Origin of the sequence: Thermotoga caldifontis AZM44c09, assembly GCF_000828655.1 — a bacterium.
Classification (GTDB): domain Bacteria; phylum Thermotogota; class Thermotogae; order Thermotogales; family DSM-5069; genus Pseudothermotoga_A; species Pseudothermotoga_A caldifontis.
This window is the reverse complement of sequence record NZ_AP014509.1, coordinates 978,845-991,783: the sequence shown is the minus strand read 5'-3', so window position 1 is coordinate 991,783 and position 12,939 is coordinate 978,845. Positions and strand designations below refer to the sequence as shown.

Sequence of the window (12,939 nt, the reverse complement as noted above, 5' to 3'; positions counted from 1 at the left end):
AGATGTGGGAACACGTTAGGCTCGTCGATCCTGAAATATACGAAGTGATCGTGAACGAATTGAAGAGACAGGAATACGGCTTGGAATTGATCGCGTCCGAAAACTTCGTCTCACCGGCCGTGATGGAAGCCATGGGCAGCGTGCTCACGAACAAGTACGCGGAAGGTTACCCTGGAAAGCGCTATTACGGAGGCTGCGAATGGGTCGACAAAGCAGAAGAGCTCGCCAGAGAGAGGGCCAAACAGCTGTTCAAAGTCAAGTACGCCAACGTTCAACCTCACTCTGGCTCTCAGGCGAACATGGCCGCTTACCTCGCCGTGGCAGAACCCGGAGACGTGCTGATGGGCATGAGCCTGTCACACGGAGGGCATTTGACGCACGGTGCGAACGTCAACTTTTCCGGGAAATTCTTCAGGGTGGTTCAGTACGGAGTGGATCCCAAAACAGAAATGATAGACTACGATGCGGTCAGGAAACTCGCGCTCGAGTACAAGCCAAAGATCATCGTGGCCGGCGGAAGCGCGTATTCGCGGATCATAGATTTCAAGAAGTTCCGTGAGATCGCGGACGAGGTGGGGGCTTACCTGATAGTCGACATGGCACACTTCGCAGGTCTAGTGGCGGCAGGATTGTACCCAAATCCTGCAGAATACGCACACATCGTGACTTCCACCACGCACAAAACACTCAGAGGTCCGAGGGGAGGGCTGATACTGACGAACGACGCAGAGCTTTACAAGCAGATCAACAAGTGGGTCTTTCCCGGAACTCAGGGCGGGCCTCTCATGCACGTGATCGCGGCGAAGGCCGTGTGTTTCAAAGAAGCGCTCAGTCCCGGGTTCGTGGAATACCAGAAACAGATCGTGGCGAACGCAAAAGCGCTCGCTGAGGAGTTGTCAAGACTCGGTTTGAGGATCGTTTCAAACGGTACGGATACACACCTCATGCTGGTCGATCTGACTCCACTGAACGTGACGGGAAAGGCCGCAGAAAAGGCTCTTGAAAGCTGTGGAATAACTGTGAACAAGAACACCATTCCAAACGAAACGCGCCCACCCTTCGTGGCAAGCGGTATACGCATCGGCACACCGGCAGTCACCACGAGGGGGATGAAAGAAGCCGAGATGAAACAGATAGCACGCCTCATATACAGGGTCCTTTCGAGCATAACGGACGAGGAAGGCACGATACCGGATGCGGTTCAGACCGAGGTCCAGATGCAGGTCAAACAGCTCTGCGAAAAGTTTCCTCTTTACATCAACAAGATAAGCTTCTGATGCCCGCAAAAATTGGCCCCACCGTGGGGCTATCGTTTTTTCAACGTGAGGTGAATCCGGGTCTCAGGTGCGGGAACGAAGCAACTCGATCACGTATTCAACCACCACATCGAGGCTGACTTCCACCTGAGTGAAGTTCTCGAGCAGTTTCACGTGGGCGATCGATCTTGCCAGCTCGTCTTCACCGAGAATCACAGCCAGTTTGGCACCCAGTTTGTTCGCGTGCTTCAACTGGGCGTTGAGCTTTCTATCGTTGACATCCGTGACGACCGACACACCCTTTTTCCTCAGCTCTTCGGCGATCCTGAACCCCTCGATCGAAGCTTTCAATCCCAAGGTTGCGATGTACACAGAGCACTTTTCCTTCCGAGCAACCTGTACACCCTGGTTCTTCAACGTGAGGATGAGCCTCTCTATACCACTGGCAAAACCGAGCGCAGGTGTGGATTGTCCCCCGAGTTCTTCGAACAGGCCGTCGTACCTTCCCCCAGCCAGGATCGTGTTCTGGGCACCGAGTTCTCTGTGCCTCACTTCAAAGACGGTCCTCGTGTAATAGTCCAACCCCCTGACGAGCGTTCCATCCTCGACGAATTCGAACTTCAGATCGATGAGCCTCTGTTTCAACTCCTCGTAGTGCGCGCGACAATCATCACAGAGGAACTCGAACGATTTCGGTGCTCCCTCGGCAAGAGCTGCATCGATCTTGCAGTCGAGCAGCCTGAGCACGTTCGTGTTCAGGCGACGTTTGCAATCGTCACAAAGCTGGTCGAAATGCGACTCGTAGTACTCTTTCAGCTTCTGTCTGTACGTGGGTCTGCACCTGGGACAGCCGATCGAATTCAAATGCACCACATAGTCACGAACGCCAATCCTGTCAAGGAAGTGTTTTGCAACAAGCAGAACTTCTACATCTGCAGACGGATGCGCTGAACCGATGAGTTCAACACCGAACTGGTGGAACTGTCTCAAGCGCCCCGCCTGGGGTCTCTCGTAACGGAACATCGGGCCTATGTAGAAGAATCTCTGGGGCAGTCCCTCGTTGATCAGAGAATTCTCTATGAACGCACGAACCGTGGGTGCCGTGCCTTCGGGTCTGAGCGTGATGCTTCGACCACCCTTGTCCGTGAACGTGTACATCTCCTTCTGAACGATGTCTGTTTCTTCTCCGACGCTCCTCACGAAGAGTTCGGTGGGCTCTATTATGGGGGTCCTTATCTCCTCGTACCCATAAAGGTTCGCAACCATGCGAGCGTTCTCCTCGATGAAGTACCAGTAGTTCACCTCTTCGCCGAACACATCCTGTGTGCCTTTGATCCTTTCGTATTTCAAGATCCGTCCCCTCCTCAGAATCCCATCATAACACGACACCGATCCGCCGGAGTCTCTCGAAGATTAGTTCATCTTCCAGGATCTCTTTGAGATGCTCGTAACTTCGGATCGGACGGGAAAGGATTATCCTGCTCGCCCTCTTCTCACCGATCCCGGGCAGATGCTTGAGTTCATCGTGACTCGCCGTGTTCAGATTCACAGGGTACTTCAGTGCCGTGAGAGACCTCGGGCCGTGGTCCACGATGACCACGTCCACTGGATTCTCTATCTTTCCAACGACGCCCACCAGGAAGGGGTACGTACCCAGCTGGCGAGCGAAGGTGATTCTGCCTTCACGATACTCAGGATAAACCTTTCTGAGCACGCTGCCTTCTGGAACGACCCGTCTGAACATGGGAACGTCTATCTCGCGCCGGACGATCTCTTTGTAAACTTTGTAAAGCCTTGGATCGGGCCCCTTCAGCTTCTTGATCTGCGCGTAACGCCACAGCGGTGTTCCGGGTTCGACGATCACCTGCCTGATGTTTATCCTCCTCACGAGCAGCCCCCGTTCGAGAATCTTTCTGAGCCATTTCAGGTTCTCTTCGTAAGTCTGCTCTGTTTCGCCGATCAAACCGTAGAGCAAATTCAGCCCGGGCAACAGCTTCGGAACGCCATCGACCCTCGTGGCACCTATCTCGTTGACGATCTCGATCGCCCTCAGGATTTTTTCTGGTTCGTTCGCTATGTTGTTTTTTCTCAGCACGTTGACGTCGAAGCTCTCCACACCGAAAGACAGCACGTCGGCAGGTGTGTTGTATTTGACCATCGTTTCAAGTATTCTGCGGCACTCTTTCTCGTACTGTACGATGTACATCGGGTTCGCGTTGTCGTGGTGAAGGACTTCCAGTTCGGGACAACTGCTCCTTACGCCTTGATACAACTCTTCGAACACCTCTGGAACAGGTCTGCCCGCATTCCTCTCAGAACAGTACGCCAGAACGTTGGCCGATCGACCGAACCTGAAGGCCCTGCAGCCCTGCCTGTAGAGTTCTGCCACTTCTTCGACCACATCTTCAACAGGCCTGGAAGTGAACTTCGGATAGAACACGGGTTCGATGCAGAAAGAGCAGTGCGTTCGTCTCTCACAACCTCTGGAAAGCTCTACCTCGCAGATGATGTTAGGATAACGCGGATGCTGCTTGATAACACCGGCGCCGAGCACACTCGCCTGCCTCACCAGGCTCCAGTCGTTTTTCTGTCGCTCAGCGTTGAACAGAAAATTGTACAGTTCCACCGCCAGGTCTGGTCCGAGACACGCATCGGCACCCAGAACCTTTGTTGTCGCGAACGTTCCGCCTCGGACTGCTTGGAAGCGGGCGTAAGGTCCTGCCAGCAAACGCAAACAGGAAGGAGGCAAACTTTTGAAGATCTTTTCGACTTCGAACGGCTTGATCGGCTCGCCACCAACGTATTTTCCGGGTACAGCGACGCCACCAACGATGAGAACGAGTTCGTAACCTTTCAACATCTCAAGGTCAGTGAAACCGCGCAGTTGATCTATCGTGAGATAGTCAACTGAAAAGTTTTTCATCGTTAAAATACCTGCGGCGTATCGAACGTAGTGGCTAACGTATGGGGGCACACCCAGTGCGGCAGGTTCATCCACGTAACCATCGATTATCAGTGCGCGCATCCTCGATCGATTCATCTCTCCTTGGTGAGGAGTTCCTTCACCTGTTCCAGGACTGACTGATCCTGCGCTATGACGTAGAGGTAATAATTTTCACCCCTGATCCTGAGCAGCTGCTCGTTCTGCTCCGTGTTGACGGTCACTTCCCTGGTGGAACAGACCATTTTTATGACGGAACCCGACTTGTGGTTCGCGATGATCATGAGAACCTGTTCTTCTCCGACGTTCAACCTCGACACCGTGTACCAGTTCACACTGCCCAGGATCAACTTTATTTCGCTCGGGAGGTTGATGGTTTGCTCGGCAGATTTGATTCCGTAGCGCTGCGCCACCTGTTCAAAGGTTTCCTTCAGGGGCTCGACGTGTTCGTAGGTCAGCTCCGTTGTTACGTTGTTGAAAACCCTGATGATTTTCTCCGGCAGTCCCGTTTCACTGATGAACGCGGTGAACAGACCAGACGGCGATTCCACGGTGACTTTGTACTTGTTACCCAGCTTCTCCAGTTTCGTTATCCCCCGCTCTTTCAGCTGCCTGATGAAAAGATCCTCCAGATCGAGTATCTCCAGTGGGGAATTCCGATAGTTGTTCGGCTGTCCCATGATGAACAATTCAGAGTGCTTCGCCCAGACGAGGAACACAGGATCAAGGACATGAACGATCTTATCGTTGGGCCATCTGTAGACCATCTCGATCCGGCTCTTGTTCGTGGGCCCCTTTTCGACCACAATCCTCCTGCCAAAATAGGACGAGTTCAGATACAACTCTATAAAAGACTGTGCGAGGGCAAAGCTCGCGACAACAACTACAAAAATCGAGAACAGCGTTCTCTTCATCCAGGCTTACTCTCCCGAACTTTCAAAATCCATCCCCGACCAGCTTGACCAAGCTCAAATAATCGAAGAGTTCGGATACGACTTTAGCTTCCTGCACCAGCGGCTCGACGTTCCGTTTCGGCGGCACGTTGAAGACGACGTAGAACACAGCTGCAGCGGCAGCGACACCGATTGCGAGCTCCCACAGTATTCTACGTGGTCTGACGAATCTCCTCATGATTTTTTCTTCGAGTTTCGCACTCGGCCTGTAGTCACATCTCATTCGGAAGACCTTCAAAGCTTCGGAGTACATTTCTACTTCACGTTTCGTTACTTCATCGAGGTCCTTCTCGTCGAGCTCACCGTCAAGAAAACCGTTGAACTTTTCCTCACTCATTGTGAGCCTCCTCCAGCAACTTCTTCAATCTCTTCCTCGCGTAGTGTAGACTGCTTTTGACACTTCCGATCGGTTTTGAGACGATCCTGCTTATTTCCTCGTAACTCAAACCGTCCACGTCACGCAATTTGATGAGCAATCTATCTTCAGGTGATAGTTTCTCGAGCGCGTTGACGATCCTCTCGTACTCCAGTTCGCCCACAACCGATTCTTCCGTATCGATCTCTGAAACAGGATGCTGGGTCGGATGTTCCTCGTCTTCCGCAAAGTCTGTCAGAATTTCGCTCCTTCTTTTGTACTTCGCCAGATAATCCTTACACACGTTGACGGTTATCCTGTATATCCACGTTGAAAGCTTTGAGTCTCCCTTGAACTTCCTTATACTTTTAAAGATTCTCAACATCACATCCTGTACCACATCGTCGACGTCATCGGAACCCAGGTAAGATCTCGCTATGGACCCGATCTTTCCCGCGTACTCTCTGTAGAGAATCCTAAAGGCTTTCTCATCACCGCGTCTCAATCCCTCGATGAGTTCTTCGTCGCGCATCCTCTTCCTCCTATTTTGACCAGCGTGCTACGAACGAAGTTCACGACAGATGATTCTGTCACTGCGACAGAAGGGTTGATCTATCATTTTGAAAACTCTTTCCCCAACGGGATTCTTTATGCCGGCGAGATAGTCTGCAACGTGCAGATGCAGACACTTGACACTCTTCAGGTTACGTATACCACCCGTACCGAGCCGGGAAAGAATTTTTCTCAGGTTCTCATCTTCTATGTTCATGTCTCTCAGTTTCCTCACCTGAGCGTGCGCTTCGATGTATGCTTTCTCGAACTCCGGATCTTCACGAATGAGCGCTTCGAATCTATCGATCCAGCCGACCGCTTCCAGACGCGATATTTCTCTACAGAGTCTTGGACACACCAGCCAGAAAAGCGTTGGAAACGGTTTTCCGTTGATCTCGCACGTGTTCTCTATGACCACAGGAAAACCGTGCTCACAGTTGAGCACTATCCTCTTTACACCGAGTGGTTTCCTTTTCAACTGCTTTTCAAGGATCAAAACTTCTTCATGGCGAACGCTTTCCAATTTTCCAGTTCAACCTCCTCCAGGATCTGGAAGTTCTCCTGGGCCACGGTCTTTATCCTTTCGGCATCGGTGCTGGGAATACCGGACACGATGATCGTCGATCTACGGTGAATCACCCTGTCGATCTGTCCTAAAAGTGATATTACCAAATTGCTCGTCAAATTCGCAACCACGACGTCGAACGTTCCTGAGACGTTTTCAAGCAGATCGGACAGCTTGACCTCTATCTGGACACGGTTGAGTCGGGAAAAACGCCGGGCTATTTCTATCGCGATCGGATCGTTGTCGACGGCAACGACCTTTTTCGCACCGAGCTTCTTAGCGATGATGGAGAGGATCCCAGTACCACAACCGACATCGAGCACACGGTCTTTGCTCTTCAGATAGTTGTACATCACACGCGCCACCAGCTTGGTCGTGGGATGGTCTCCCGTGCCGAAGGCGGCACTGGGTCTCATCTTGATCACTACCGCGTCCTTCTTGAACCTGTGAGTTGGATCTATCCAGACCCCCGGGACGATCTCGAAAGGTTTGAGTTTTAAGTAAACGAACCAATCGCGTTCCCGGGTAGGTCTTTTCTGTAGCAACTCACAGCCGAACCGTTCCTGAAGCTTTCTGATCGTGTCTTCATCAAAGGTGTAGACTCGGAGCACGGAACCTCCTTCTGCCAGTTCGATCGCAAAATTCAAAAAATTAAGACCCAGAAGGAACTCCTCAATTCCCTCTGGGTCGGGGCACGTCAACAACCATTCGAGCGTTGTTCTGTTCTTCACAGGCTTCCCTCTAACGCCCTTCTGACGAAGTTCGGAAGTACGAAACACGCTTTGTGCAACTCTTCGTTGTAGTACTTCAGTTCCTCCGACATGGCCTTCGCAGCCTCGAACCTGTAGTCCTTTATCGGATCCAGTCCTTTCGACGCGAAGATGTACAGCCAGAAACCCGACGGATACGTCGTCATGAAACCTGCGTACGCCCTGACGACTGGAAAAACATTCTTGATCCTTCTGTACGCTATCTTCGTCCAGCTGAAATCGTAAAGGGCGTTTTCTCCCTCTGCGTTCATGATTCCTCCATCTTTCAGCGCCTCGAAGCATGCTTTGTAAAATTCCTGAGTGAACAGATGGCCACCCTCACCCGCTGTCGGGTCGGTCGAATCGATTATGATGACATCGAATTGATTCTTCACTTTCTTGATGTATTCCGCACCGTTCTCGAAGACGAGCTCTACCTTATCGCTGTTGAACGCTTCTCCGGTCTTCAGATACTGCTTGGAAACCTCCACCACTCGCCTGTCGATCTCGCACAGCACCACATGTTCGACCTCTGGATGCCTCAAAACTTCCCTCAACGTGCCCCCGTCCCCTCCGCCTATGATGAGCACATCTTTCGGGCACGGATGGGTGAACATGGGCACGTGTGCGAGCATCTCGTGGTACATGAATTCGTCTCTGTCTGTGGTCATCGTGATGCCATCCAGAGCGAACACCCTGCCCAGCGTCGGGTTGTCGAAGATGTCTATCCTCTGGATCGGTGTTTGCTCAGAGTGAACTACCCGTGAGATTTTCATGAAAAGTCCGACGTCACCACCGGTGTAGTACTCGAAGTACCACAGATGCTTGCCGGCGAGCAGCTTTTCATTCATGTTTTACTCCTCCTTTGACGGCCTTGTGTGAGGCTTCGAAAGGTATGCCGATCATCCTGTAATCTCCTCTGCGATGCTCGAATACCTGGGTCCTCTTCGCCTTGAACACCTGCTTCAGGTACTCGAACGCCTTCCATGGGTCTGTGTCATCGCCGCACGTGAACAGATCGATCGCTGCATAACCATACTCTGGCCACGTGTGGATCGTCAGGTGAGACTCGCTGATAACCACCACACCGCTCACTCCGTAGGGGAGGAACCGGTGGAACGAACTACCAACGATCGTCGCGCCAGCGATCAGCGCGGCGTTCTTCATCTTTTCTTCGACGTATTCCACGTCGTCGATTGCGCGAGGATCACATTCATAAAATTCTGCGATCAGGTGCCTACCCAGGCTTTTCTCCATTTCTAATCCCTCCCCTTCAGTCTATTTCGATCCAGAGGACCACAGCCTCCTTCTTCTTGCTCGGATTCTTGAGCATGTGTTTCTTGTCAGCCTTGTAATAGAAGCAATCTCCCTGTGAGAGCCTGTACCTTACACCGTCCAACCAGAGATCCACTTTGCCCTGCAGAACGTAACCGAACTCGTCTCCTTCGTGGTAACCTTCTTCTTCTGTTTGGGCCCCAGGTCCAAGCACGACGAGCACAGGATCCACCTTTTTCGTCTCCACATCACTCATCAACAGATAGGCGGCAACACCCTCCGGTTGATCGTAAAGTGGAACCCTATCTTCTTTCTTGAACACGATCTTCTCCTCATCCTGGTCGGAAAAGAACGATTTCAGATCTGTCCCCAGCGCCCTGAGTATTTTTTCGAGCGTGTCCAGAGACAACGACGTTTTGTTGCTCTCCAGCTGCGATATGAAACTCCTTGAAAGATCGGTTCGCACCGCGAGTTCTTCCTGCGTCAAGCCTCTGGACATCCTCAGCCTTCTGATCTTTTCACCGATGTTCATGGTAACACCCCGGTATGCATAATAAGCTGCTTCTCTTACCTGTTAAGTATTATAATCACACTCGGTCAAGTTACGTAGTCATTATAAAACCATCCGACAGGAAGTGATGTGAGAACATCTTTAAGAAATGTTTGCAACTTTTCCATTTACCTAGACTCAGTGAAGAGCAACCTCCCTGACTGTCCTGAATACTTGACCCGTTTTGACGTTTATCATGTTCAGCGCACATGATTGACCGAGACAGAGAAACATGGGTTCAAATTTTTTCTGGAAGTCCACAAGGTGTATTATTCTAAATGGTATGAAACAGGATCTCACGACCCGACTGGAAGAGTACCTTAAAAGCTTGAACTTCTCAAAATCCCACGACAACAGAGTGTCCTGGGACGTTTACTTCATGCGCATCAGCCGGATGGTGAGCGAGCGTTCCACCTGCCTGCACAGGAAGGTTGGCGCACTCATCGTGCGAGAGAACAGAATCTTGGCGACAGGATACAACCAGCCACCGTCAGGCTTCCCACATTGTGATTCCATCGGTTGTATACGAGACGCACTGTCGATAGCTTCGGGAAAAAATCAGGAGATCTGTTTCGGCCTGCACGCAGAGCAGAACGCTCTCATGCAGGCGGCGAAGTTTGGAATATCCACCCGGGGTGCCACGATCTACGTAACGACGAAACCATGTTCTGTGTGCGCGCGTTTGATCATCAACGCGGGTATCGTGAGGGTTGTGTACGAGCAGGATTATCCCGATCCTTTGACGGATTACTTTTTCAGCACCTGTGGGATCGCTGTTGACAGAGTGATTGGAGGTGAACCAGTTGAAGGTTGAGGCTCTGCAGGAGTATTTGAGGAGCGAAAGGTGGCCGACCATATGGTGTCCGGGCTGTGGTAACGGTATCGTGCTCAAAGCGTTTCTTCAGGCGGTCCACGAGCTGGGATTGAGTAAAGACAGAATAGCTGCGGTTTCCGGAATAGGGTGTTCTTCGCGCGCAACCGGTTACATAGACTTCAACACACTGCACACGCTGCACGGAAGGGCGATAGCGTTCGCAACCGGTGTGAAGCTCGCAAAGCCCGATTTTCACGTCGTTGTACTCGGAGGAGATGGAGACATCCTCGCGATCGGGGGCAATCACTTCATCCACGCCTGCAGGAGGAACATAGACCTGACGATCATCGTCTTCAACAACATGATCTATGGAATGACGGGTGGACAGGTTTCGCCCACAACACCCGTTGAGAAAATCGCGTCCACAACCCCGTTCGGGAACACAGAACTACCGTTCGACACCGTGAAAATGGCCATCGCTGCCGGTGCTACCTACGTGGCGAGGGCAACGGTGTACCATTATCCACTGCTGGTACAGTACATAAAGCGCGCACTGAGCCATCGCGGGACCGCGGTCGTGGAGGCCGTGACGAACTGTCACACCTATTATGGCCGCTACAACAAAATCGGAGATGCGGCACAGATGATCGAATACTTCAAGAAGAACTCCGTCACGCTGGAAAGAGCAAAAAATATGAGCCAGGAAGAACTCAAAGACAAGATAGTCATCGGAGAATTTCACGTGGAAGAGAGACCGACTCTCCTGGACAGGTACAAAAAGATCATCGAAACCGCGAGAAAGGAGTGAAACTATGGCGCTATCTGAACCCATCGCGGTGAGAATCGCTGGCAGCGGTGGACAGGGAAGCGTTCTTGCCGGAAGAATACTCGCACAGGCTGCCGTGCTCGATGGCAAGTACGTCGTCCAGACGCAGCTCTACGGTGCACAGGTGCGTGGCGGTATAAGCCACTGCGATGTGCTGATAGACGATGAATGGATAGATTTCCCTGAAGCAACCCAGTTCGATGTGATGTATCTTATGCATCCTGACGTCGTCAAGGCTTACTACAAACTCCTCAGAGTTAACGGTATCGTGTTGCTCGACTACACCTTTCTGCAGAACATACCTCAGAAGATCCTCACTCTGACGAAGAAAGTGATCGCGCTTCCACTCGAAAGGATGGCCATAGAGAAATTCAAAACTCCGATCGTGGCGAACATGATAGGCCTCGGGGTGCTGGTCAAGGCGACACGACTGGTGAACATCGAATCGCTGCTCAAAGCCGTTGAAGAGAGCGTTTCTGAAAGGTACGTTAAGATGAACATCGAGGCGATCCGGTATGGATACGAATCTACCACGAAAGAGTACAGGATCAGATCAGAACAGAGAATCAGAACCCTCGGTTTTGAGTGAAGTGCTATCATCGTTTCTCCACGCGGTCGAAGGGTTCATCGAGGCGATCGAAAGAGAACGGAACTTGAGGATACACTTCGTGATTGGTTCCGCAGTCATGGTGCTCGCATACACCTTGAAACTCACAACCAGCGAACTGCTCTGGATCATCTTTGCGGTTTTCTCGGTCATCGGTATGGAGCTGCTCAACACGCTCGTCGAATCGATCATGGATCTGTACGAAACGAGGCCGAATCCAACCATCAAGTTTGTGAAGGATGTGGCAGCCGGCATCGTCCTGTGGTATTCTCTCTTTGCAGTGGTGGTGGGTGTGATAGTCCTGGGAAGAGCCCTGTTCAACTGGGACCATTCGGTTGGAAAACTCATCGCGTTGATCTTCGTCTTGATCTTCCCTGTCGCATCGTTGATATGGAGGTTTTCGAGCCTATGGCGCAAAAGATAAGAGTCGTTGTTGTTGATGATTCTGCCTTCATGAGAATGGTCTTGAAGGACATCATCGATTCTCAACCTGACATGCAGGTGGTCGGTGTTGCCAAAGACGGCCTCGAGGCGCTTCAGGTCATAGAAGAGAAGAAACCAGACGTCGTCACGCTGGACGTCGAGATGCCGAAGATGAATGGAATAGAGGTGCTGAAAAGAATCGCGCAGAAATACCCTGTCAGAGTCATCATGGTCAGCAGTTTAACTGAAGAGGGCGCCGACATAACGATTACCGCGTTGACTTTAGGTGCCGTGGATTTTCTAACCAAACCTTCGGGTTCGACCTCGCTGACGTTCCGTGAAGTTGCAGACGCCTTGCTGACAAAGATAAGGAACGCGATGCTCGTCGATCCTAAGAATCTCTTCGCAAGGCAGATCGCAAAACCTGCCCTGACGGCACCGAAGAAAACCTTTCTTGGCAACAAAGCGGTGGTCATCGGCGCTTCAACGGGTGGGCCAAGATCGCTCGATCTGATAATACCAGCCCTGCCGGAGAACTTTCCAGCTCCTGTATTCTTGGTGCAGCACATGCCACCCGTGTTCACCAAGTCTCTCGCGACGAGACTCAATTCGATATCCAAATTGGCGGTCAAGGAAGCAGAGGACGGTGAAATCGTTAAGAAAGGTACGGTTTACGTCGCGCCGGGTGATTTTCACATGGGTATTCGCACGGTCAACTCAAACGTGCAGGTGTTCCTTGACAAGTCCGAAAAGATCAACAACGTCAGGCCGGCTGTGGATTTCACACTGATGAAAGTTGCGGAGATCTACAAAGCTAACACCATTGCAGTGATACTGACAGGTATGGGTAGAGATGGAACCAAAGGAGCGTTCATGGTAAAGTATTACGGTGGAAAGGTCATAGCCGAACATGAGTCCACGTGCGTTGTCTACGGCATGCCGAAAGCGGTTGTCGAGGAAGGATACGCCGATTACGTTCTACCGGCTGACAAGATAGCCGAAAAACTGATCGAGTTGGTTTGAAACCCAGTCAATTGCTATAATATGAGAGTAAAAAAACAGAGGGGAGATGG

General features: G+C 51.5%; 16 protein-coding genes. 6 read left to right on the top strand and 10 right to left on the bottom strand.

Going from position 1 to position 12,939, the window contains the following annotated elements; translation table 11 throughout:
* Window positions 1-2: 2 nt before the first annotated feature.
* Window positions 3-1,277: a serine hydroxymethyltransferase gene (glyA, locus tag TSP01S_RS04970; protein ID WP_041076984.1), complete on the top strand. Its 1,275-nt coding sequence runs from the start codon at window positions 3-5 to the stop codon at window positions 1,275-1,277.
* 63 nt (window positions 1,278-1,340) lie between these two features.
* On the opposite strand, the gene hisS is transcribed toward glyA, so the two are convergent.
* From hisS to TSP01S_RS04920, 10 genes are read right to left on the bottom strand one after another with little or no spacing between them, the layout of a single operon-like run.
* Window positions 1,341-2,606 (bottom strand): histidine--tRNA ligase, encoded by a 1,266-nt coding sequence (hisS, locus tag TSP01S_RS04965; RefSeq protein WP_041076982.1) that lies wholly within the window; start codon window positions 2,604-2,606, stop codon window positions 1,341-1,343.
* A gap of 25 nt (window positions 2,607-2,631) precedes the next feature.
* A complete protein-coding gene (locus TSP01S_RS04960; protein WP_041078469.1) occupies window positions 2,632-4,281 on the bottom strand; it encodes a radical SAM protein in 1,650 nt (549 codons plus the stop codon).
* Window positions 4,282-4,292: 11 nt separating this feature from the next.
* Window positions 4,293-5,111 carry a hypothetical protein gene (locus TSP01S_RS04955; protein ID WP_041076980.1) on the bottom strand — a complete coding sequence of 273 codons (819 nt, stop codon included), beginning with the start codon at window positions 5,109-5,111 and terminating at the stop codon, window positions 4,293-4,295.
* Window positions 5,112-5,133: 22 nt separating this feature from the next.
* Window positions 5,134-5,487: a hypothetical protein gene (locus tag TSP01S_RS04950; protein WP_041076979.1), complete on the bottom strand. Its 354-nt coding sequence runs from the start codon at window positions 5,485-5,487 to the stop codon at window positions 5,134-5,136.
* On the bottom strand, window positions 5,480-6,037 hold the full coding sequence (locus tag TSP01S_RS04945; protein ID WP_041076977.1) for an RNA polymerase sigma factor: 558 nt from the start codon (window positions 6,035-6,037) through the stop codon (window positions 5,480-5,482). Before TSP01S_RS04945 ends, TSP01S_RS04950 begins: the two co-directional genes overlap by 8 nt.
* 27 nt (window positions 6,038-6,064) lie before the next feature.
* Entirely contained in the window at window positions 6,065-6,580 is a 516-nt protein-coding gene (locus TSP01S_RS04940; RefSeq protein WP_041076975.1) for a DUF501 domain-containing protein, read from the bottom strand.
* A complete protein-coding gene (locus TSP01S_RS04935) occupies window positions 6,550-7,353 on the bottom strand; it encodes a 50S ribosomal protein L11 methyltransferase (protein WP_052463510.1) in 804 nt (267 codons plus the stop codon). Before TSP01S_RS04935 ends, TSP01S_RS04940 begins: the two co-directional genes overlap by 31 nt.
* Window positions 7,350-8,222: a polyamine aminopropyltransferase gene (speE, locus tag TSP01S_RS04930; protein WP_041076973.1), complete on the bottom strand. Its 873-nt coding sequence runs from the start codon at window positions 8,220-8,222 to the stop codon at window positions 7,350-7,352. The genes TSP01S_RS04935 and speE overlap by 4 nt, the downstream gene beginning before the upstream one ends.
* The gene (gene speD, locus TSP01S_RS04925) at window positions 8,215-8,628 is read right to left on the bottom strand and encodes an adenosylmethionine decarboxylase (protein WP_041076971.1); all 414 of its coding nucleotides are present in this window, start codon (window positions 8,626-8,628) and stop codon (window positions 8,215-8,217) included. The genes speE and speD overlap by 8 nt, the downstream gene beginning before the upstream one ends.
* 16 nt (window positions 8,629-8,644) lie before the next feature.
* Window positions 8,645-9,178, bottom strand: coding sequence for a cupin domain-containing protein (locus TSP01S_RS04920; RefSeq protein ID WP_041076969.1), 534 nt, complete (start codon window positions 9,176-9,178; stop codon window positions 8,645-8,647).
* 301 nt (window positions 9,179-9,479) lie between these two features.
* Here TSP01S_RS04920 and TSP01S_RS04915 point away from each other — a divergent pair, with 301 nt between their 5' ends.
* From TSP01S_RS04915 to TSP01S_RS04895, 5 genes are read left to right on the top strand one after another with little or no spacing between them, the layout of a single operon-like run.
* Window positions 9,480-10,010 (top strand): deoxycytidylate deaminase, encoded by a 531-nt coding sequence (locus TSP01S_RS04915; protein ID WP_041076967.1) that lies wholly within the window; start codon window positions 9,480-9,482, stop codon window positions 10,008-10,010.
* Window positions 10,000-10,818 carry a 2-oxoacid:ferredoxin oxidoreductase subunit beta gene (locus tag TSP01S_RS04910; protein WP_041076965.1) on the top strand — a complete coding sequence of 273 codons (819 nt, stop codon included), beginning with the start codon at window positions 10,000-10,002 and terminating at the stop codon, window positions 10,816-10,818. Before TSP01S_RS04915 ends, TSP01S_RS04910 begins: the two co-directional genes overlap by 11 nt.
* 4 nt (window positions 10,819-10,822) lie before the next feature.
* Entirely contained in the window at window positions 10,823-11,425 is a 603-nt protein-coding gene (locus TSP01S_RS04905) for a 2-oxoacid:acceptor oxidoreductase family protein (protein ID WP_041076963.1), read from the top strand.
* Window positions 11,352-11,867 carry a diacylglycerol kinase family protein gene (locus TSP01S_RS04900; protein WP_082021647.1) on the top strand — a complete coding sequence of 172 codons (516 nt, stop codon included), beginning with the start codon at window positions 11,352-11,354 and terminating at the stop codon, window positions 11,865-11,867. The genes TSP01S_RS04905 and TSP01S_RS04900 overlap by 74 nt, the downstream gene beginning before the upstream one ends.
* Window positions 11,852-12,889 carry a protein-glutamate methylesterase/protein-glutamine glutaminase gene (locus TSP01S_RS04895; protein ID WP_041076959.1) on the top strand — a complete coding sequence of 346 codons (1,038 nt, stop codon included), beginning with the start codon at window positions 11,852-11,854 and terminating at the stop codon, window positions 12,887-12,889. Before TSP01S_RS04900 ends, TSP01S_RS04895 begins: the two co-directional genes overlap by 16 nt.
* Window positions 12,890-12,939: the final 50 nt, after the last annotated feature.